Consider the following 20,101-nt stretch of genomic DNA (forward strand, 5'->3'; position numbering starts at 1 on the left):
GTCCCCAATGGCATCCTAGAACACACGCTGAGGCTCCACGCCAGCTTCCCGGAAGTGCGGATCTAGCCGGCGGGCCAGCCGCTTCCAGTTCTGATGCGGCACCTGCGGATACAGATGATGCTCCAGGTGGTAGAGGTGGTCCAGTGCGATCATTGAATAGAACGTGCCACGAAACAGCCGGGTTTGCCGAAGCACGCCATCCTCCTCTGGCCGGTGGACGAGATACGACGTCACCAATGGAATGATCCACGAACCCGCGTAAACCAACGCGCAATACGCCAGTGGAATCAGCGTCAAAGGCGAGACCGCAAGGCTTGCCAGCACGATCGTCGCAATGCCGAACCATTCGGCGGTCATCCGGCGACGATCGACCGTTGAAGCCCGCCGACACGCCCAACGGCCAAGCGTGAACTGAAACACGATCCCCTCGAATAACGTGCGGACAAGACTGAATCGCGCTGCGGCCCCCTCAGGATCGTCGTGCGCGTCAGGGTACTTCGCGTGATGGTTCAGATGAACGATGCGGTAGACCGTTCCACTCCGAAGCATCAGCAGTTCCAACAGGCTTAGCAGCTTTCGATTGAGCGCCCGGGGTAGACCCAGGTTCGCATGAACAAGATCGTGAGAGACCGACCCGTAAGTCAGAAAGCTGAGCACTACCACTGCGAGAAGCGCCAGGACTGGTTGGCCCATCGCGGCAAAGAAAAAATAGGCCGCAAAGCACAAGAACGGGCAGGCTAGCGCGACCGCCCGTCGCAGGGGGCTGATTCGCAGCAGGTCGGTGCCAAGCTCTCTGATCGGCGGTCGTCTCCAGGCTTGGCTTGGCGTGGACATGCGACGCATTCTATGCGCGGTCGTCCCGACTTGGCGTATTCGCGACGTGGCCCCCCGATGAGCGGTCGCACCGCAGGTGCACGCTTCTTCCCCCGCGCCGTCGAAAATGCCTGGTAACAACTCAGGCCCTGCGGCGTTTCACAGGGGCTTTGACGGTGCATCAACCGATGCCCGCCCCTTCCACTGGAAACTCCTATGCGAAGCAGAATCGTCGTCGCGGCCCTCTTGTTGTTGCTGCCTCTTGTCGCGTCAGCCCAGGCCGGTGCTGCCATTGTCGGGAAGCCCAACATCGTTGTGATTGTGGCTGACGATCTGGGGTATGCCGACGTGCTGTTCAACCCGCAGCACCCGAAGGAAGTCACCACGCCGAACCTCGCCGCCCTGGCTTCGCAGAGCGTAGTCTGCCGGCAGGGGTACGTCAGCGGGCATGTCTGCTCGCCGACGCGCGCCGGGCTCATGACCGGCCGATATCAGCAGCGGCTCGGCCTCTACACCGGCGGCGAGGCCGGCAGCGGGCTGCCCCTGAGCGAGAAGATCTTCCCGCAGTTTTTCAAGCCGGCCGGGTACGCGACGGCACAGTTCGGCAAGTGGCACCTGGGGCCTACGCCGGAATGGAGCCCCGCCCTTCGTGGGTTTGATGAGGTGTTCGGATTTCTCGGGCGCGGCGCTCACGACTACTTCAAGCTGAACGATCCCGAAGACCCCATTTACCGCGGCACCAAGCCCGTGCAGGAGATGGGCTACCTCACCGACCGCCTTGGCGACGAGGCGGCGGCGTTCATCACGCGTCATAAGGCCGAGCCATTCCTCGTCTACCTGGCGTTCAATGCGGTTCACGCACCCCTGCAGGCGCCCGAGGATGAGATCGCCAAGTTCAACACCGGCAACGCCAACCGCAACACCCTGCTGGCGATGGGCAAACGGATGGACGACGCGATCGGCAAGGTCGTCGCGACGCTGAAGCAACAGGGCGTGTGGGAAAACACATTGCTGTTCTTCATCAGCGATAACGGCGGCCCGCTCGCGCAGGGTGCCGTCAACGCGCCTCTCCGCGGCGGCAAACACCAGGATTACGAAGGCGGCATCCGCGTGCCCTTCCTCGTCTGCTGGCCCGCCCAACTGAAACCCGGCGAATGCCAGTCACCCGTGATCTCTCTCGACATCCTGCCAACGGCGCTGGCGGCGGCCGGCATCGTCCCCCCTGATGCCAAGCCGTTTGATGGAAAGAACATTCTTCCGCTCCTGCGAGGCGAACCGGCGCAGCCGCGCAACCTGTTCTGGAGCGCCGGCGGTACCGAAGGCTGGTGGGCGGTGCGATCCGGCGACTGGAAGCTGGTCGCCGAGAAGGGACGTCTGGGCCTCTTCGATCTCGGCAAGGATGTTTCGGAGAAGAATGACCTTTCCGCCACCAGCCCGGAAAAGGTGGCCGAACTGACAAAGCTTCACGACGGCTGGCTTGCCGAAATGGCCAACCCAGTCCACGGTGGCGGCAAACGCTTCGGCCAGGCCGCGCCGGGAGACGCCCCGGCGAAGAAAAAGAAGAAAGACGGCAAAGCCGCCAAGCAGTAGTCCCTCGCGGAAGAATTCGGAGCATGGCTTGCGGTCCCTTCCGTCCTGACCACAATCCCCCGTCCCGATGACGTTGCTCCTTAACTGTTCCAGTCTTTCCAAGGCGTTCGGTGCCCGACCGCTCTTCCAGGGGATCTCCATCTCCTTCGACGATTCCGAACGCACCGGCCTGATCGGGCCGAACGGGTCGGGGAAATCGACGCTGATGAAGATCCTCGCCGGCATTGAACAGCCGGACGACGGGAAGATCGAAGCCAAGCGGAACCTGCGGCTCGGGTATCTGCCGCAGGAAGACCGGTTCCCCGCCGGCAAGACCTGCCATCAAGTACTGGTAGATGCCCAGAACGGCGCCCACGCTGACGAGCACGAGCGTGAGCTGGAAGCGACGATCCTGCTGAGCAAGCTGGAATTCCCCGACCACGACCAGGCGGCGGCCGAACTCTCCGGCGGCTGGCGCAAACGGCTCGCGATTGCGCGGGAACTCATCCGCAAGCCCGACCTGCTGCTGCTGGACGAGCCGACGAACCATCTTGACCTCGAAGGCATTCTCTGGCTGGAAGACCTGCTTTCGAACGCGCCGTTCGCGTTCGTGCTGGTCAGCCACGATCGGTACTTCCTGGAGAACGCGACAAACCGCACCGTCGAACTGAACGACAGCTACCCCGACGGCTACCTGAGCCACAACGGGCCCTACAGCCAGTTCGTGGAGAAGCGCGTCGAGTTCCTGGAAGCCCAGGCGGCCCGCGAGCAGGCGCTGGCGAGCACCGTTCGTCGGGAGATCGAATGGCTCCGCCGAGGGGCCAAGGCGCGGACGACCAAGGCTAAGGGCCGCATCAACCAGGCCGGCCAGATGATGGACGAGCTGGCCGACCTGCGCAAGCGCAACGCGCCGCAAGGCGGGGCCGAGATCGACTTCTCTGCCAGCGGACGCCAGACGAAGAAGCTGCTGGTCGCCAAGAAGCTCAGCAAGGCGCTCGGCGGGCGGCAACTGTTCACGAACTTTGACCTGGTGATGTCGCCGGGCATGCGCCTCGGGTTGCTCGGGCCCAACGGCAGCGGCAAATCGACGCTGATTCGGCTGCTCGTCGGACAGCTCGCGCCCGATGGTGGAACGGTCGTCCCGGCAGACGGACTGCAGATCGTCCATTTCGAGCAGACGCGGGCGGCGCTCGACCCGGCGCAAACCCTTCGCCGGGCACTCGCCCCGACCGGCGACAACGTCAGCTTCCGCGGGCAGAACATGCACGTCAGCGGCTGGGCGGCGAAGTTCCTGTTCCGCAAGGAACAGTTGGATTTGCCCGTCGGCGATCTGTCCGGCGGCGAGCGTTCGCGCGTGCTGATTGCCCGGTTGATGCTCCTGCCGGCCGACCTCTTGATCCTCGACGAGCCGACGAACGACCTGGACATCTCGTCGCTCGACATCCTGGAAGAGAGCCTGTCGGACTTCCCCGGCGCGCTGCTGCTGGTGACGCACGATCGAATGATGCTCGACCGCCTGAGCACCGACCTGCTCGCGCTGGACGGCAAAGGCAATGCCAACTTCTACGCCAGCCTCACGCAGTGGCAGGCGGCGAAAGAGGCCGCCGAGGAAGCCGAGGCGGCCAGGATTCGCGCGGCCAGCAAGGCGGCACGATCAGCCGCGCCGGCGGTCGAAGCGAAGAAAAAGCTTTCGTACATGGAGCAGCGCGAGCTGGAGCAGATCGAAGCCAAGATCCACACCGCTGAAGAGGACTTGGTCGCCCAGCAGAAGAAGATGGACGACCCCAAGGTGCTCGCCGACCGGAACAAGCTGCACGAGGTCTGCGCCGCGGTCGATGCGGCTCAGAAGAAGGTGACAGACCTGTACGCCAGGTGGGAAGAACTGGAATCGCGGGCGTGAGCGGCCCCCATGCGATCTTGGGTCAGTTTGCACCTGATCTCGAGTTGATCAAAAGCCTCGAAGAGGCGAAAGAACCATAGCCCAGGGCGCTGTCTCCGCGAAGCGGGGCGAGCCCTGGGTTTGTCGTGAAGTCAATCAAAGCCCTGTAAGGGCGAAAGAGCCATCGCGCCGCTCACGTCGATCGCTCTTTCGCCCTTTCAGGGCTTGCTGTGAAATGACCTATGACCCAGGGTTCCGGCTCGCTGCGCGATCCTCCACCCTGGGCTATGGCTCTTTCGCCTCTTCGAGGCTGAACTGTTCACGCGACCTGGAAGATGTCCGAACCATGAAAGACCTCAACATCGCCATCATCGGATGCGGCCTGATCGGGAACAAACGCGCTAAAGCACTCGCCGGCGGGCGTCTGGTGGCCGTTGCCGACACCAACCTTGGCCGGGCCGAGCAGCTCGCCAAAGGCCATCCGGGTTGTGTCGCGACCGACAACTGGCAGAAGGCGGCGCTGCGGGATGATGTGCAGGTTGTTGTCGTCGCGACGACCAACGACCAGCTCGCCCCGATCACCCTCGCGGCGGTCAACGCCGGCAAGCATGTGCTGGTCGAGAAACCCGCCGCCCGCAACGCCGCCGAGCTCGAACCCGTCGCCGCCGCCGCCCGCAAGGCGTTCGCCGACAAGGGCGTCGTCGTGAAAGTCGGCTTCAATCACCGCTTCCATCCGGCGCTGTTCAAAGCGAAACAGATGATCGACGCCGGCGACGTCGGCCCGCTGATGTTCCTCCGCGCCCGCTACGGCCATGGCGGGCGAAAAGGCATGGAAACCGAATGGCGCGGCAACCCCGCGATGTCCGGCGGGGGCGAGATGCTCGACCAGGGCGTGCACCTGATCGACCTCGCCCGCTGGTACCTCGGCGACTTCCCCCACGTCATGGGTCACGTCAGCCGACATTTCTGGAACTGGGCCGTCGACGACAACGGCTTTGCCATCCTCCGCACCGAAGCCGGGCAGGTCGCGTTTCTCCACGCGACGTGCACCGAGTGGAAGAACCTGTTCTCCATGGAGATTTATGGCCGCGACGGCAAACTGTCGATCGACGGCCTCGGCGGCAGCTATGGGGTGGAAAAACTGACCTATTACAAGATGCTTCCCCAGATGGGCCCGCCTGAAACGACCAGCTGGGAATACCCCTTCCCCGACACCAGCTGGGATCTGGAATGGGCCCACTTCGTCCAGTGCATCCGCGAGCGCAAGCAGGCGATGGGCAACCTGGATGACGCCCTGGCGACGCTGGTGGTCATCGGCGAGCTGTACCGGCAGTCGCCGGAGATCGTGCCGTTCTCCGGCGGTCATTGAGAATCGCAGCCGATTTTACCCCAACCGTCGCTTTTCATTCGAAGCGAGGGAATCGTGAATCATCTCGAACATTCGATGGCAGCGCTGATCAACAGCGAGTTGTCACGGGTCTGCGATCCCGCGCAGTGTGGCCGATTGCAAGGATTGCTCCAGCCGCCATCGCTTCTCAGCCTCGCGTGGGACTACGGTAGACCCGACGAGCGTTTCGATTGCTGGCAGGTCGGTCGCTCCCTGTGTGGTCGTGTGCTTCTCGTGTATTGCGAAAGTGGGTTCGGACCGTCGTTCCCCTGGGGATTCGTATCAGCCGCCGAAGGTTCGATGGGCATGGATAGTCAGTGGCACTCCGGCCTTGAAGATGCCGCAATCGGCGCGGGTTTGCTTCCTGCGCCTGCCGGCTATGAGGCACCAGGTCCGCGAACCAATCCCCTCGTCTAACCCCTGACGCCCCCCAATAGGGGTGGCGGATATGGATACCAGAGCAGGCTCTGCCTTGTGATATCTCGCGAAAACAGGTCGGAATATAGGTGAATCGGGGCGGCAATCCATTATTCTGGCAGGTCGCCCGAACCCGCGTCGGGGTCGATACGTTGTTGCAGATAGACCATGCTGTTATTCCGATCCCTCGGGCCCGCCGGGCTCTCCATCTTGTTGCTTGCGATTTCCGCCGGTTGCCAGACCGGGACGCAGGTCGCGCGCCATCGCCTGATCGAGCATCAGGCGTTGATCGATTTCACCGGGCTTCGCGCCCCCGAGGTCGTTGAGCCGGTGCGCGTTCAGGTCGCGGTTCCGCAGACGTGGGTCGTTCATGATGTCGAACACCGCCCGCTCTTTACCCATCAGCAATGGAAGAGCCCGTCGGCCAGGACGGCTGTCGGCGTGATCTACGCCCGGCTTCCACTGCCGGTGAGTTCGGGCACCATCCTGTGGCTCGCGACCAAGCAATACACCGCCCGTGGCGACGACGGCAGGGAACTGGGCCGCTGGGACGACGAAGTCGGCCGTAAGTGGTTCGAATGTGAGACCGCGAAGTATCACGCCCGCGGCTATGTGATCGTCAACGGGCTGGACGCGTGGATCGCGTATTCCGGCTTTCGCACCGACGTTCCGCCGGAGCCCGGCGAGATCACCATGGGTATGCGGTGCATGGAATCGTTCGTGCCGATCGCGACGGGGGAGGAAGCGTCCAAGAGCCTTCCGACATCGCGGCCATCAACGCAGCCTGCTCTACCTTAGATCAGACGATTGATTAGCGGTCGCACCGCAGGTGCACTCTTTTCCTCCCAAGGTCACCAGGAAGAGTGCACCTGCGGTGCGACCGCTAATCGACCACGCCCGACGCGAACTGGCATCCCCCCTCCTTCGATCCTGTATCGGTTCGATGTATCCTTTGCGGCATGTCCACCGCCGCTCCACTGCGTGACATTCTGCTCAAGCTCTGCCGCCGGGAAGACCTGACGCGCGGCGAAGCTCGCGACGCCTTCACTCACCTGATGTCCGGCCAAGCGACCGACGGGCAGATCGGCGGCTTGCTGGTCGGGCTTGCGGCGAAGGGGACGACGGTCGAAGAACTGGTCGGCGCGGCGCAGGCGATGCGGGCGAAAGTGCTGCCGGTCGAATCGCCCGCCGGCGGCGTCGTGCTCGACACCTGCGGCACCGGCGGCGACGTCCGCGGCACCTTCAACATCTCGACCGCCGCCGCCATCCTCGCGGCGTCCTGCGGCGTTAAAGTCGTCAAGCACGGGAACAAGTCGGCGACCAGCAAGAGCAGCAGCGCCGATGTGCTGGAACACCTGGGCATTAAGCTTGAAATCACACCCGAAATCGCCCATCAGTGCCTCGCGTCCGCCGGGATCTGCTTCGCCTATGCCCGTAGCCATCACCCGGCGATGAAGTTCGTCGCGGCGACGCGCACGTCACTGGGCATTCCCACGATCTTCAACCTGCTCGGCCCGCTCACAAACCCCGCCGGCGCGGCGCATCAACTGCTCGGCGTGTTCGCGCCGGAGCTCACGGATCGCATGGCGACCGTGCTGCGCGAGCTGGGCAGCAAGCATGCCTGGGTGGTTCACGCCGAGGACGGCCTGGACGAGCTGTCGACGCTCGGGCCGACGCGGGTGAGTGAACTAAAGGACGGCGAAGTTCGGACGTTCACGGTCGATCCGGAAGACGTCGGTCTGCCTTACGCGCGGCTGTCGGACTTGCAGGCCGAATCGCCGGAAGAGTCTGCGAACATCATTCGGCTCATGCTGCAGGGCAAGCCGGGCGCGGCGAAGGACATCGCCGTGCTGAACGCCGGCGCGGCGCTGCTGGTGGCGGGGAAGGTCAGCGAACTGCGCGACGGGATCACCGAAGCCGAGAACGCGCTGGAATCCGGCAAGGCCGCCGAGACCCTGGCGAAGTGGGTGAAGAGTTCGCACGGGTAGGGCGGACGACAGCCGGAGCAACACGCCGGGTCTGAGCGGTACTCCGCAAGACCCGGATTCTGAGTGGGATCCGGGATCGCCTTTGTAGGGTCCGCCTTGGCGGACGCGTCGGCGTGCGCTCGCAGTCGGCCTTGCGGATACGCGCACCGTCTATCCGCGATCGTGTCGATCATTAGGTCGAGTCTTCGCTCGCAGGGTGAGTTTTCGCGTCCGCCAAGGCGGACCCTACGAACTCACGCACTATGCATCCGCGGCCCCGGCGGTTGCTGCTGGATCAGCTCCGCCTCGCTGTCGAGCATCTGGTTCCATCGCTTCGCGACGGCCGGCTCGGGCATGATTTGCTCGGCGAGCTGGATGAACGTGCGATAATGGCCGTGCTCGCTTGCCCACAATCCCCGGTACAGCTTTTTCAATTCCGCGTCGTCCTCGACCCTTTCTCCGAGAAGCTTGAACCGCTCGCAGCTGCGGGCTTCGATCAATGCAGAAATCATCAGCCGATCGACGAGCTCTTCCGGCCCCTGCCCCCGCCGGACGAGCTTGTGCAGCGCCGAAGCGTAGGGGTTGCCGTGCTGGCGGGTGAGCTTTCCGCCACGCCGGGCGAGCATTCGGCTGACGACCGAGAGGTGTTCGACCTCGTCCCGCGCGATCGCGGTCATCGCCGCCACCCAGTTCTCGGGCGGGTTGGGCTCGGGCCAGCGGTTGAGCAGTTCCAGGGCGTTGGCGGCGGCTTTCTTTTCCAGGTGCGCGTGGTCGTTCAGCAGGTCGAGCGGCCTGGCCAGAACGCCGGCGGCCCATTCGACGGGCGTGGTATAGCGGAGGGGAAGATCGGCGTCGCGTTCGCGGGTCATGACCGGCGAAGCATACACGCCGGCGACACCGGCAACGAACTCATGCAGCTGTCCCGAAAACAGAAGTGATGAACGCCAAGACGCCGAGGAGCCAAGGATGTGATCCAAGGGATTGCAGCCCTTAGAGTCTTGGCGTCTCGGCGTTCAATCCTGATTCGCCGCCGGGGCCGTTGCCGGTTGCGATTTTTCGCGCTGCATCGGGCTGGGCTGGCGGAACTTGAGACCAATCAGGCCCAGGATCACTCCCAGAGCGACCACGATGAGCACAATCCACCGGCCGTCCACAGACGCTGCGGGAACCTCGCGGGGGTTATCAGGGCGGTCGATATCGGGCATGAAAGGTGAGTGTAGCGGAAGAGTTGGGAAGTCGAATGTCGAATGACAATCCACAACCCACTCCCGCCCCGGCGCGCAAAAAAAGGCTGCACGGTGGAGGGTAGTACCGTGCAGCCTGGCGGAGGAGGAAACGAGGTTCGTGTGACTATGTTTCTTGCGGTTTCTCTCGTCCGGTCGCTTTTGGCGACTCTCTTTCACTTTTGAGGGTCTCCGACAGGCTGGTTCAGCTCAGCCTGTCGAAGCCCCACTTGACCCTGATCTCCCCTGAGCCCCAAACCTACCGGGGTCAGAGCCTGTTGCAGAGCAGTCCGTCGGCATCCATGCCAGGGTTCCCGTCTGCTCTCGGCCACATCATGCGACCTCAAAGAACTACAATGTAAATGCCGTGCCAATCGCCGAAAAAATAAGCTTTCCCCGTTACAATTACGCTAAGCCCGCGAAAAACCGCCATGAGGACGTCACAGACCCGTTTTCCTTTGCGGTCCTGCCCTCACGGAAGCTACACTGTCTCGTTACCTGCTCATCCGCGTTTGCGTCGGCGGCCGACGAACAATCCGGCATTACGCCCTTTGCTGCCCAAACCCTGAGCACCCTTTGGTCGGCGGGTGCCGCGGGCCGTCGAGTGCAACTGGGGGCCGAAGAGAAACTTGTGTTGCAGAACTGTCACGCCCGAGCTGTAAATCACTGATGACTTTCCGCATCCGACAGTCGAAGACCCTTCCGACCTTCGCATCGCGTTGGCCGCGGTTGCATCATCCCAGGAATTGCCGGCCGGCACTGCTCGTGATGTTGCTCACGGTGCTGTCGGCACTGGCAGTCGGTTGTGGCGGCCGTGCTGCCGCCACTGCCGTTGGCAGCCTGCGCCTGACGCCTCTGCGCGACGAAGGCGCGGCGAGCCCCGATGGCATCAGGCTCGCCGGTGCCGGCAACGAATGGGTGAGCTTCATCGTCCAGCTGAGCGACCTTCCCCCGGGCGGGACGGCCGGTCTGTCGGTCGAGTTGTCTCCGCTGCTTAATCCTGCCATCGACACCACCGCCCTGCCGCCGACCGATGTTGCGGTGTATCAGCTCATCGACATGCCGATGGAAACCGGGCGGTCGGAGTTCGTCCGTCACGTGGGCCAGTCCACCGGGCAGATGAGCGTGTCGCGGGCGCTGCTGCCGCTGCCGGACGAAGTGGGCCGGTTTTCGCTGGCGTCGTTGCGCTCGTCGGCTTTCGCCGACGGCCCCGGTTCGGCCCCCGGCAAGACGGTCCGCCTGTGGGTGGATGTGCGGGCCGGAAAGGCCACCCCCGCCGGCACGTATGCGGGTAAGTTCGAGGTGGTGTCGGTCGGAAAAGGCACCGCTCGCGGGGTAGCCGCCGGTGCAACGATCGCCGGTGCGGCACTTGGCGGTACGACGATCGCTTCGACCCCCGTCGAACTGAAGGTCCACAACTTTACGATTCCCGATCAGCGGGCGCTGAAGGTCGTCGGCCGGGTGGGGTGGGAGTCGCTGGTCCGGCACTACGAAGGTGATTTCGAAGCCGTCACGCCCCGCAAGCTCAATCGGACCGACGACAAGTATGCAGTCACCGTTCGTCGGCTCGATGCGCTGATGTCGCTGGCACAGCGGCACCGCGTCTCGCTGGTCTACCCCGACCTGCAGCCGACGGTGAAGTGGCCGTCCGACATCAACAACGCCCCGCCGGACCTGTTCTGGGACGACTTCGATTCCCTGATTGCGCCATGGCTGACCGGCAAGCGGTTTCCCGATGAGGTGGGCGTCGGCTTTTGGCCGCTGCCGGAATACGACCAGCTCCTGAGCCTCGACATCCGTTCGCGGCTGGCCTACTGGGGCCAGTGCGCGTCTCACTTCGATCAGCGCGACTGGATCGACGTCGCGCCGGTGCTGCTCCGCAAGGCCGGCGGCGGGCGGATCGAAGGGGCCGACGTGATCGAGATGTCGATGGAGGCGGCCAAGCTGCTGGCGTCGCACCCGCGGATTGCCGTCAGCACGCCGCTGGCCGACGGGCAGGTCCAGGTGATGGACCCGAACCAGCCGCCGGTTCTGGGCGGGGTGGACCGCGTTGACCCGATCCACATCCGCAGGCTGCGCACCGCCGCCCCGGGCCCGATCGCCTGGAAACAGGAATGGCCGGCCGGCCTCGAGGAACCAAGCCACTGGCTGCGGACCGATCTGCCCGATGCCGTCAGTGTCACCGGCGCCGGCGGCGAAGAGCGCGACATCCGTCAATGGGCGTGGCTCGCGTTCCTTCGCAAGGCCGACCAGGTGGTTTTCGGGCAGGCGTTGCCCGGCTTCAAGTCCCCCAAGACCCTTGCCGACCCGGCCGAGCTGGTCTGGTTCTATCCCGGCGAATGGTTTGGGCAGGCCGAGCCGGTGGCCACGGTTCAGCTGAAATGGCTCCGCGCCGCCGAGCAGGACTTCGAATACCTCAACCTCGCCCGCACGCGCGGCGAGACGCTCAACTCCCTCTGGATGGCCCGGCTGCTGACCAAGCCGGTGGAGGTCGGCCGGGTCGCCGATCCGTCGTACACCCTGATGACCGGCACCGCCGACGAGCGCGCCTGGATCGAAGCCCGGCGTCTGCTGGTCAAGCTGATCGAGCTGCGCGGCGCGGGCGAAGTCGACCCTGTCGCACAGTCGGCGCTGGAAGTCGAAATCCTGCAATGGGCTCGCCCGCAGGAGCGGCCGCTGCTCATTGGCCGCAGCACCGATTGGACCTGGAAGCGCCGCCCCGACGGCAAGCTCTGGGTCAACCTCACCCTCGGCCTCGACATCTACAACGCCTCCGACATCGCCCCCGGCGACAACCAGCTTCTCTGGACGGCGGTCCCGCCCGGCTTCGAGCGCCGGCCGGAACCCATGCCGGTTCCCAAGCTCGACCCGTTCCGCGTCGTTCGCGGCGGACTAGTAGCGAATGTAGACCCCGATAAAGTCCTGCCCACCGTCCGCCAGCCACTGGAACTGGAACTGACCGTCGATAGCCCGACCGTAAAGTTCACCAGTCCGCTCAAGCTGTCGTTGCCGGTGGCGATGACCGATCGGCGGGAAGGGCGCTTCAGTTTCGACGGTCGGCTCGAAGACTGGATCGACGCCGACAAGATCCACGACGGCCCGCTGGTGAAAATGCTGTCGCGCCCCGCCGTGCTCGCCCAGGCGATGGAGCCGGCCGCCACGCCGAGCCGTGTCTACACCAACTGGGCGGCGGAGAACTTCTACGTCGGCTTCGCCGTCGAAGGCCTGAGCAAGGCCGATCCGGCCGGCGGCGGGTTCAAGAACTTCGTCGAATACCAGGCCCGCCGTGCCTGGGGCGAAGACCTGTGCCAGGTGCTGATCCAGCCGATCTACGGCGACAACACCCTCGGCCCGATCCTGCACGTGGTCTGCAAGCCCAACGGCAGCAACTGGGTGGAGCGCAAGCTCGACCCGCGACTGAACGCCGACCCGTGGGAATCCTTCGAAGGCACCGGCACCCGCTACGCCGCCCACCTTTCCGGCGACAAATGGACCGGCGAATTGGCGATCCCCTGGAAGGTCCTCGACAGCAAAGAGCACGGCCGCCCCACGCTGCTGCGGTTTAACTTCGTCCAACACCGCTCGGCGTTCGGCGAAAGCGCCAGCTGGGCCGGCCCGGTCGATTTCGGCCGCGACGACGCCCTGACCGGCCTGCTCGTCCTGAAGTACCCCCTGCCCGGCAACCCCGGCGACGCCGTCCAGGCCCCAGGCGGATCAGGCACGCCCGGCGTGATCGAACGATAGGGAGACGGCCTCAAGAGCCCCGCGCTACTTCGCCCGCATGCGGTTATTCTTCGGGTTGTGCTCCAGTTCGCACAGGCCCAGTGCTTCCATGAGCGGCGGCACGTAGACGCCGAAGCGGCCACGCAGGCCTTTCTTCAAACCGTACCACCCGCCGACAGGATTCTTCGACGAGCGACCCCAGGCTTCCACCGTGCCTTCTTTCGCGGGCTTTTGTTCGTCGGCACCGCCGAGGTCCATCCAGTCGCCGCGGGCTTTCAGCATGGCGTGGAGGTCCTGAATGCACCGCGCGTCGTAGTGTAAAACCGTTTTGCCCACCGTGCAGACAAGGATCGCCACGCCATCCTTGGTATCGGCGTGCATCGTGAATTCCGCGGTGCCCGGCGGCGTCTTGAGCGCCAGCGGGTTGTCCTTGGTTCGGTCGAAGGTGGCCATCGGGTTGCTCCGTCGCTTGGAGGTGTTCGCCGGCATCTCATCCGGACGCTACTTGCTGAATCCCGCACGCCGCCTGTTTAGCGGTCGCACCGCAGGTGCACTTTGATCGCACGCCATTCAATGATTATTAGGATCACCTTCCACGAATACCCGCCGTCAGCTCCCGCGTCAGCTTCAGGTACATGTCGCCATACTCCGTGGACGGCTCTACCTCGGTCCCCTCGTGCCACTCGTTGAACGTCGTGATCAGCAGAAACGGCTGGTCGGGCCCGACGAACGCCGACGCGACGCCCCAGTTCTCGCGATAAAACTGCCCGCGCCGGCGGTTGATCGTCACCCGCTCGGTGCCGCGCAGCGGCGTGTCGTCGTAGCCCGGCATGACGTTAGGGATCAGCCGCATCCCCTGGGCACGTGCGGCGCTGTCGGCCGACTTGAACTGCTTTTGCACCGCGTCGAGGAACTTCGGCCGGTAATACATGTTGTACGCGGTGACGGCCTGGAAGTGCTCCTTCAGGAACGCCCAGTCGAGCTTGTCCGGCGATTCCCAGTAGATCACGTCGGCAATCAGGTACAGGTCGATGCCGCGATCGCTCATTCGCTGGCGGATGGATTTGAGGTACGCACCGGCGTTGATCATGTCGCGGACGAGGTAGACCGTCACGACCGCCTTGCCGCCAAACCGCAGATACTGCGGATGCTTCAGGTAGGTGTCGGCGAGGTGGTCGAAGTGCTCGACCATGCGGTCGCCGGCGGTCGGGCTATGGGCCGGGTTTCCCTCGGCCGGCTTGCCGCTCGCGGCCTTGCCGTCCGTCAACTTCGCCGCCAGGTCGATCGGTTTGCCGGCGGGGGTGTCCAGCGCCAGCGGCGTTTCGTAGAGCAGCGCGAAGCGAAAGTTCGCGCTCGCCAGCTCCGGCAGGACGGCATCCTTCAGGTTCTTTCCTTCCCGGCCGTCGGCCTTGAGCCAGGAGACCAGGAAGAAGTCGATGTCTGCCTGCTTCGCGAAGCGGATGTGCTCGGCGGCAACCTTGCGGTCGTCGCTGGTGTACCAGCCGAGCGCCGGCGTATTACAGACGGGCTCGTTCGTCCAGCGTTCCTTGTAGTACCAGGGATAGTAATACGCGCCGACCAGCCGTTCCCCGGTCGACGCGGCGCGCTGCGTGGGCGGAACCGGTTGGGCCGGCTCGGCCGTCCATGCGGTCACGCCTGTCGTCGCGAGTGCGAGCACCAGCGCGATGCAAGACACCACACCGCACCGCCGCGATCGAGACGCCGGCCTGCCGAAAACAACGCGCATCAGGCACTCCCACATTGAGTAGCTCGCGGCGGGTCGCCTGTCCCGGCCGGCATTCCATCACTTGATCGCCGCCCAGACGCGGTGGACGTCGTCGTGTTCGTCCAGGGCGTGCAGGAAGTCGCCGACTTCTTCCTGCTGGGCTTCGGTCAGTTCCGAGAACGTTTTCGCAATAAAGCCGATTTCACTCGTGATGACCGTCCATCCGTTGGCCGCCAGCCATTTGGAAACGTTCGCGACCTCGGTGCGTTCGCAGATGAACTTCGCACCAGCCGCGCCGACGGGGATGTCGTCGTTCTGATCTCGGGTGAGCGGTTCGACTTCGTTGGCCCCGGCTTCGATCGCCGCCTCTTCCGGGTCGATCGTCGCATCCGGGTGATGCGCCTCGACCAGGCCGACGTTGTCGAACACGAACTTGTTCGCCCCGGAACTGGCGAGCTGTCCCTTGCGGAAAAGCACGCGAATCTCTGGGGCCGTGCGCTGTACGTTGTCGGTGTACACCTCAATGATGACCGGCACGTTGTGCGGTGCCCGGCCTTCGTAGACGACGTATTCGAGCGTCAGTTTGTCGTCGCCGACGCCGGCCCCCTTGTTGATCGCCCGCTGGATCGCGTCCTTCGGGACGCTGTCTTTCTTCGCTTTTTCGACAGCGGCAAAGAGCCGGGCGTTCATCGTCGGATCAGCCCCGCCCATCTTCGCCGCGAGCGTGATTTCGCGGACCAGCTTGGTGTTGGTCTTGGCCTTCTTGGCCCCGGCAACCAGTCGTTTCGCATGCAGCCATTGGCGTCCCATAGTCGGGACAGTTTAGCAGGTCGCGGCGAACGGCGTGAGCATTGAACGCCAAGACACCGAGACGCCAAGACGCCGGTGTAGCGCAAGAGATCAACGCTTGCGTGTTCTTCGGGTGCCATGGACTGCGGTACTCCGCTGCCCGTGGTGAGATGTGACTGCAGCGAAGCCGCCACGCACCAGGAGAGCACCTTGGCAACTCTGCGTCTTGGCGTTCGTCACTTCTCTTTTCGGGGCAGACACGGCGGCATCTTGGGTCGCCGGGCGCGCCTCCGTGTCTCCGTGCCTGCTCCGAAAATGCATTAAGGAACCGCAGATTCCGCAGATTGCGCAGATTTCAGAGAAGACAATCTGCGAGATCTGCGCAATCTGCGGTTTCACCCTCTTGGTGTAAGGATCACGGTGTCGTGATGAACTCGATGGTGATTCTTCTGCCGCGCCACGGCAGCCTCGACAATTTCGATGCACCAACGCCGTTTGTTCCTTACCGATCGAACCCGACGAGCCCAGCCACCACCCACGGAGCCATCATGAAACACCTCCCCGTACTCCTCGCCGTACTGTTGATGGCGTCGCTGTCGGCGTTCGCCGCCGCTGCCGCGTCAGTCGGCAAGCCGAACATCGTCATCATCCTCGCCGACGATCTCGGCTACGGCGACGTGCAGTGCAACAACCCCGATCGCGGCAAGATCGCCACGCCCCATATCGACAAGCTCGCCTCGCAGGGCATGCGCTTTACCGACGGGCATTCCTCGTCCGGCGTCTGCACGCCTTCGCGCTACTCCCTTCTCACCGGGCGGTACCACTGGCGCACGTCGCTGCAAAAAGGCGTCCTCGGCGGCATGAGCAAGCCGCTCATCCCACCCGACCGTCTCACCCTGGCCGGCTTGGTCAAGGCGCACGGTTACGACACGGCGTGCGTCGGCAAGTGGCACCTGGGAATGACCATGCCCACGCCGATCACGGAGGGATCGATCAAGGACGGCCCTACCACCCACGGCTTTGACTACTACTTCGGTATCAGCGCCTCCCTCGACATGCCGCCGTACGCGTTCATCGAAAACGACCGCTTCACCGAATCGCCCACGGCGAAGAAGTCGCTGCTGTGGATCGGCGGCAAAGAGGAGTCGCGGCTGGGCCCCGCCGCGCCAGGGTTCGAATCGGAGCAGGTGTTGCCGATGTTCGTGCGGAAGTCGGCCGACTGGATCGCCGCTCGCAAGGACAAGCCGTTCCTGCTTTATCTCGCGCTCAACTCGCCGCATACGCCGGTCGCCCCGACGCAGGAGTGGAAGGGCAAAAGCGGTCTGGGCGACTACGCCGACTTCGTGATGCAGACCGACGCCGCCGTCGGCGACGTGCTGGCGGCGCTGGCGACCGCCGGCGTGGCCGACAACACCCTGGTGATTCTCACCAGCGACAACGGCTGCGCGCCCTATGTGGGCACCAAGGTGTCCGCCAACCCGCGCGATTCCAACGAGGGGATGGAGGCCGTCAAAGACCTGGAGAAGAAGGGGCACTTCCCCAGCGGACCGCTGCGCGGGTACAAGGCCGACGCCTGGGAAGGCGGGCACCACGTGCCCTTCATCGCCCGCTGGCCGACCGCCGTTGCGGCCGGGACAGTCTGCAACCAGCTGGTGCAGCAGGCCGACCTGATGGCCACCATCGCCGACATCCTCGGCGACAAGCTTCCCGACAACGCCGGCGAGGACAGCTTCAGCCTGCTGCCGCTGCTCAAAGGCAACGACCAGCCCGTCCGCCCGAACGCCGTCAGCGCCGCCATGGGCGGCGTGCCGTCGGTGCGCCAGGGGCACTGGAAATACATCGCCGCCCCCGGCTCCGGCGGTTGGGGCAAGGGCGGCGATCAGAGCCAGCCCGTGCAGCTCTACAACCTCGCCGACGACCTGGCCGAAACAAAGAACCTCGCCGCGGCGATGCCCGAGAAAGTCGCCGAGCTCAAGGCCCTGCTGGAGAAGCTCATCACCGAAGGCCGCAGCACGCCCGGCGCGCGGCAGAAGAATGACGTCGAGGTGAAACGCTTCCCCGCCGAAGCCGCCGAGACCCCGAAGAAGAAGGCCAAGGCGGGGAAATAGGTGAGGAAGAGCCAAGTGATCCCGCCGGCGGCGACTAGCCCGTTTTCCCGCCAGGGTGGCTTCATGTTGCGGCTGGATCGAGCAAGGGCAGTCCCTGAGCCGGGAAGGTCTATCGGTCGAGGGCGAAGCCCTTCCGCGAACGCCGCCAGCGCCGAACACGCCACGCAATGGGCAACGCTGACGCTGCGAGTAATGGGTAGAACAGGCTCAGCGACAGCGTCCAGAGCGACGACCCATTGGGCCAGCGAATCATCCGGTAGTAGACGCCGGCAAAGTCGCCGAAGCCCGAGGTTGTCGGCCCGTTCGGGTCGCCCGCGAAGCCGACAATGCTTCCCGCGTACGGGCCATAGGTCGAGTCATTGAAGACTTTGACCCTGGCGTCCGCTCCGCGGGCACCAAGGCTGACATGGAAATCAGGCGAGACGCTCAGGAACTGCTTGCGAGGGTCGATCCCTGGGTCGATACCTGCAGCCGCCACCCACGCGACGACAACGACACAGAACGCGATCGCTGACAAGAGGGAAGCGAGGTTGAAGAGACGGTTCACCATGGCAACCGGCAGTCTGCTTTTTCCGGAGCCCCAACGGGGCGAAAGTTCCATAGCCCAGGTCGCTGGCGCCTCAATTCCAAGCCCTGAAGGGGCGGCATAGCCCGACAAAAGGCCGCTCAAGCGCGGCGGTCTCACGGGTACTCCGGTGCCACGGGTCGGCGGTACTCCGCAGACCCGTGCGCTCGCGTCGCCGCACGGGTCTCCGGGGTACCGGCGACCCGTGGCACCAGATCGCCGTGCTTCTACTTAAGTCTGGCAACAGCCGAAGAACTGCGTCACGCAGCCGTATAGCCGGGATTATCCCAGGCGTATCTCGCCCTCGGGTCGCCTGCCGAGTCGCCCTTGGCCATCTGGCAGGAACCAGGCAACCTCGGGATGCTCCATACTGACAAGGAGCGATCCTTCATCATCGAACAGGAACGCGCGCCAACATCGTAGGAACACATCGAACGATGTCAGGACGACCCATGTCGGCCGCGAAATGAAAAAAATCGGAGTGTTGTCGCGCCAAGGCAGCCGCGGTCGCAGGTGCGATGCAGCCCACAGATCATCGCGCTCGTTGCACGGTCGACGCCATTCGAACGGAATGCCGTAGTCGCACAGTTTGCTCAGCCACCCGTCACGGACTAAGACCGTCGAAGGAAGATCCTGCTGAACAACGCTGTCCCAGACAAAGCGGCTAGACGTCTCGTCCAACCGGTGAATCTGTGTGCGGTCACTTTCCGAGATGGTTACCGACGTGTGAAAGAATGGCCAGTCGTCACTCGGATCGAGTGGGCGCGTTACGAAGCTTGATCCGCCAAGACGCCTATGCCAGTCATTTCCGCACCAGAGGCATTGCTGCGCCTTTGGAGTACGTACGACACGATTGCATTTCGCACAGCGGTTGATGAATACTTCCGAGTTATGATCCTGAAGGACACGCCGCGCGGTTCGACGGCGGAAAGTTTCAACGCCTTCCGCCAAGGCTTCCATCACCGCGGGGTCTTCTGCCAGTGCATGTCGCTTCCAAATAAACTCGGCGAAGTTCGGACTACCAGCTCTCGTCTTGGCATCCGCGAAGACCGCCCAGCCGGCCTTGACTTCGAGTGGCGTGAAGAACTTTGAGTAATGGTTCCACACGTAGGTCGTGAGTTCATCGTCTTCGTCGTAAGTCTTCATGGTGGATTCTCCCGCCATCACGAACCCGCGATTCAACGCCACAAGCCGCGTTCGGGCACGAGAGGGAAGCGAGCTTGAAGAGACCGGCCCGACAACCGGCCGCACAAATGCGGCGGTCTCACCGGATCGTCGTGCCATCAAGCTCTACGTGATGTCCTCCGTGCGCTCCGTGAACGCCGTGGTGAGTCCCCTCTTGTTCCCGTAGCCATCACCCCACGATATCCGCCTCCGTGAACCGCGACTCCACCTTCCCCGCCACTTCGCGGAACAGCCATTTGAGTGGCTCCCGCGATTTCCCGGCCGTGCAGCCGTCGATGATGTTGAACGCCAGGAACAGGTTCCAGTCTGCGATCGCGTGCAGCAATGCGTCGAACCGTTCCTGGCTGTAACTGCCCTTGAACTCTACCTGGCGGTACAGCGCGAAGGGCTCGTCATGGAATTGCACCATCGCCAGCAGATCGGCGTCGTCGGTGTATGACGCCAGGAACGCCCGGGCGAGCGACGCATGGCTCCGGGGGTCGGCGATCGAAACGCCGGGCCGGGCTTCGGCCTTGAAGCTGTCGTGGGTATGGATGAGCAGCTTCAGCTTCCAGTGTTCGTCGTCGGTCAGCTTTGGCTTCAGCGTCTCCAGGTTGGGTTCGATCTCGGCAATGTGCGCCCGCACGGTTCCCTCAGGATGCCCGGGCCTGGGTTTGCCCCAGTCGAGGTTCGCGAGGTAGCGAGGATCGGCCGTGATGGCGTCGAAAGTGCGTTGATAGTCGGACATGGTTGCCCCCGGGGTACTCTCCC

16 protein-coding genes are annotated in these 20,101 nt (G+C 64.0%); 7 read left to right on the forward strand and 9 right to left on the reverse strand.

The features are described 5' to 3' along the window. Positions 1-15: 15 nt before the first annotated feature. Entirely contained in the window at positions 16-693 is a 678-nt protein-coding gene (locus IPV69_RS13815) for a fatty acid desaturase (RefSeq protein WP_206290266.1), read from the reverse strand. A gap of 336 nt (positions 694-1,029) precedes the next feature. Between IPV69_RS13815 and IPV69_RS13820 the strand changes: the two genes are divergently transcribed. From IPV69_RS13820 to trpD, 5 genes are all read left to right on the forward strand, one after another. Next, positions 1,030-2,403: a sulfatase-like hydrolase/transferase gene (locus IPV69_RS13820; RefSeq protein ID WP_206290267.1), complete on the forward strand. Its 1,374-nt coding sequence runs from the start codon at positions 1,030-1,032 to the stop codon at positions 2,401-2,403. A 67-nt stretch (positions 2,404-2,470) separates the two neighbouring features. After that, the gene (locus IPV69_RS13825; protein WP_206290268.1) at positions 2,471-4,282 is read left to right on the forward strand and encodes an ABC-F family ATP-binding cassette domain-containing protein; all 1,812 of its coding nucleotides are present in this window, start codon (positions 2,471-2,473) and stop codon (positions 4,280-4,282) included. Between the two features lie 325 nt (positions 4,283-4,607). Further along, positions 4,608-5,630, forward strand: coding sequence for a Gfo/Idh/MocA family protein (locus tag IPV69_RS13830; RefSeq protein ID WP_206290269.1), 1,023 nt, complete (start codon positions 4,608-4,610; stop codon positions 5,628-5,630). 603 nt (positions 5,631-6,233) lie between these two features. Further along, the gene (locus IPV69_RS13835) at positions 6,234-6,863 is read left to right on the forward strand and encodes a hypothetical protein (protein WP_206290270.1); all 630 of its coding nucleotides are present in this window, start codon (positions 6,234-6,236) and stop codon (positions 6,861-6,863) included. A 161-nt stretch (positions 6,864-7,024) separates the two neighbouring features. Beyond that, positions 7,025-8,053 (forward strand): anthranilate phosphoribosyltransferase, encoded by a 1,029-nt coding sequence (trpD, locus tag IPV69_RS13840; protein WP_206290271.1) that lies wholly within the window; start codon positions 7,025-7,027, stop codon positions 8,051-8,053. Positions 8,054-8,286: 233 nt separating this feature from the next. Here the strand turns inward: trpD and miaE are convergent, their stop codons facing one another. After that, on the reverse strand, positions 8,287-9,009 hold the full coding sequence (gene miaE, locus IPV69_RS13845) for a tRNA-(ms[2]io[6]A)-hydroxylase (protein ID WP_206290272.1): 723 nt from the start codon (positions 9,007-9,009) through the stop codon (positions 8,287-8,289). Positions 9,010-9,045: 36 nt separating this feature from the next. Continuing rightward, positions 9,046-9,237 carry a hypothetical protein gene (locus IPV69_RS13850; RefSeq protein WP_206290273.1) on the reverse strand — a complete coding sequence of 64 codons (192 nt, stop codon included), beginning with the start codon at positions 9,235-9,237 and terminating at the stop codon, positions 9,046-9,048. 687 nt (positions 9,238-9,924) lie between these two features. Here IPV69_RS13850 and IPV69_RS13855 point away from each other — a divergent pair. Then, a complete protein-coding gene (locus tag IPV69_RS13855; protein ID WP_206290274.1) occupies positions 9,925-12,999 on the forward strand; it encodes a hypothetical protein in 3,075 nt (1,024 codons plus the stop codon). 24 nt (positions 13,000-13,023) lie between these two features. Here IPV69_RS13855 and IPV69_RS13860 read toward each other — a convergent pair whose 3' ends face one another. The 3 genes from IPV69_RS13860 to IPV69_RS13870 all read right to left on the reverse strand — a co-directional run bounded on the left by IPV69_RS13860 (position 13,024) and on the right by IPV69_RS13870 (position 15,514). Then, entirely contained in the window at positions 13,024-13,431 is a 408-nt protein-coding gene (locus tag IPV69_RS13860) for a DUF6855 family protein (RefSeq protein WP_206290275.1), read from the reverse strand. 133 nt (positions 13,432-13,564) lie between these two features. Continuing rightward, entirely contained in the window at positions 13,565-14,677 is a 1,113-nt protein-coding gene (locus IPV69_RS13865) for a glycoside hydrolase family 99-like domain-containing protein (protein WP_206290276.1), read from the reverse strand. Between the two features lie 105 nt (positions 14,678-14,782). Beyond that, a complete protein-coding gene (locus tag IPV69_RS13870) occupies positions 14,783-15,514 on the reverse strand; it encodes a YebC/PmpR family DNA-binding transcriptional regulator (protein WP_206290277.1) in 732 nt (243 codons plus the stop codon). Between the two features lie 527 nt (positions 15,515-16,041). Between IPV69_RS13870 and IPV69_RS13875 the strand changes: the two genes are divergently transcribed. After that, complete coding sequence (locus tag IPV69_RS13875) at positions 16,042-17,601, forward strand: sulfatase family protein (RefSeq protein WP_206290278.1); 1,560 nt, start codon at positions 16,042-16,044, stop codon at positions 17,599-17,601. Positions 17,602-17,710: 109 nt separating this feature from the next. Here IPV69_RS13875 and IPV69_RS13880 read toward each other — a convergent pair whose 3' ends face one another. The 3 genes from IPV69_RS13880 to IPV69_RS13890 form a co-directional block, all read right to left on the reverse strand. After that, entirely contained in the window at positions 17,711-18,151 is a 441-nt protein-coding gene (locus tag IPV69_RS13880; RefSeq protein ID WP_206290279.1) for a hypothetical protein, read from the reverse strand. 297 nt (positions 18,152-18,448) lie between these two features. Continuing rightward, entirely contained in the window at positions 18,449-19,312 is an 864-nt protein-coding gene (locus tag IPV69_RS13885; protein WP_206290280.1) for a DUF2947 family protein, read from the reverse strand. Positions 19,313-19,520: 208 nt separating this feature from the next. Further along, positions 19,521-20,078 (reverse strand): hypothetical protein, encoded by a 558-nt coding sequence (locus tag IPV69_RS13890; RefSeq protein ID WP_206290281.1) that lies wholly within the window; start codon positions 20,076-20,078, stop codon positions 19,521-19,523. Positions 20,079-20,101: the final 23 nt, after the last annotated feature.

Source organism: Humisphaera borealis (assembly GCF_015169395.1).
GTDB lineage: Bacteria > Planctomycetota > Phycisphaerae > Tepidisphaerales > Tepidisphaeraceae > Humisphaera > Humisphaera borealis.

What these genes read in the sequence shown, in the direction of transcription:
- IPV69_RS13890 (WP_206290281.1), bottom strand. Translation starts at nt 20,078, where the DNA reads ATGTCCGACTATCAACGCACTTTCGACGCCATCACGGCCGATCCTCGC.
- IPV69_RS13815 (WP_206290266.1), bottom strand. Translation starts at nt 693, where the DNA reads ATGGGCCAACCAGTCCTGGCGCTTCTCGCAGTGGTAGTGCTCAGCTTT.
- IPV69_RS13860 (WP_206290275.1), bottom strand. Translation starts at nt 13,431, where the DNA reads ATGGCCACCTTCGACCGAACCAAGGACAACCCGCTGGCGCTCAAGACG.
- IPV69_RS13850 (WP_206290273.1), bottom strand. Translation starts at nt 9,237, where the DNA reads ATGCCCGATATCGACCGCCCTGATAACCCCCGCGAGGTTCCCGCAGCG.
- IPV69_RS13880 (WP_206290279.1), bottom strand. Translation starts at nt 18,151, where the DNA reads ATGGTGAACCGTCTCTTCAACCTCGCTTCCCTCTTGTCAGCGATCGCG.
- IPV69_RS13875 (WP_206290278.1), top strand. Translation starts at nt 16,042, where the DNA reads ATGAAACACCTCCCCGTACTCCTCGCCGTACTGTTGATGGCGTCGCTG.
- IPV69_RS13830 (WP_206290269.1), top strand. Translation starts at nt 4,608, where the DNA reads ATGAAAGACCTCAACATCGCCATCATCGGATGCGGCCTGATCGGGAAC.
- IPV69_RS13885 (WP_206290280.1), bottom strand. Translation starts at nt 19,312, where the DNA reads ATGAAGACTTACGACGAAGACGATGAACTCACGACCTACGTGTGGAAC.
- IPV69_RS13835 (WP_206290270.1), top strand. Translation starts at nt 6,234, where the DNA reads ATGCTGTTATTCCGATCCCTCGGGCCCGCCGGGCTCTCCATCTTGTTG.
- IPV69_RS13820 (WP_206290267.1), top strand. Translation starts at nt 1,030, where the DNA reads ATGCGAAGCAGAATCGTCGTCGCGGCCCTCTTGTTGTTGCTGCCTCTT.
- trpD (WP_206290271.1), top strand. Translation starts at nt 7,025, where the DNA reads ATGTCCACCGCCGCTCCACTGCGTGACATTCTGCTCAAGCTCTGCCGC.
- IPV69_RS13825 (WP_206290268.1), top strand. Translation starts at nt 2,471, where the DNA reads ATGACGTTGCTCCTTAACTGTTCCAGTCTTTCCAAGGCGTTCGGTGCC.
- IPV69_RS13870 (WP_206290277.1), bottom strand. Translation starts at nt 15,514, where the DNA reads ATGGGACGCCAATGGCTGCATGCGAAACGACTGGTTGCCGGGGCCAAG.
- IPV69_RS13855 (WP_206290274.1), top strand. Translation starts at nt 9,925, where the DNA reads ATGACTTTCCGCATCCGACAGTCGAAGACCCTTCCGACCTTCGCATCG.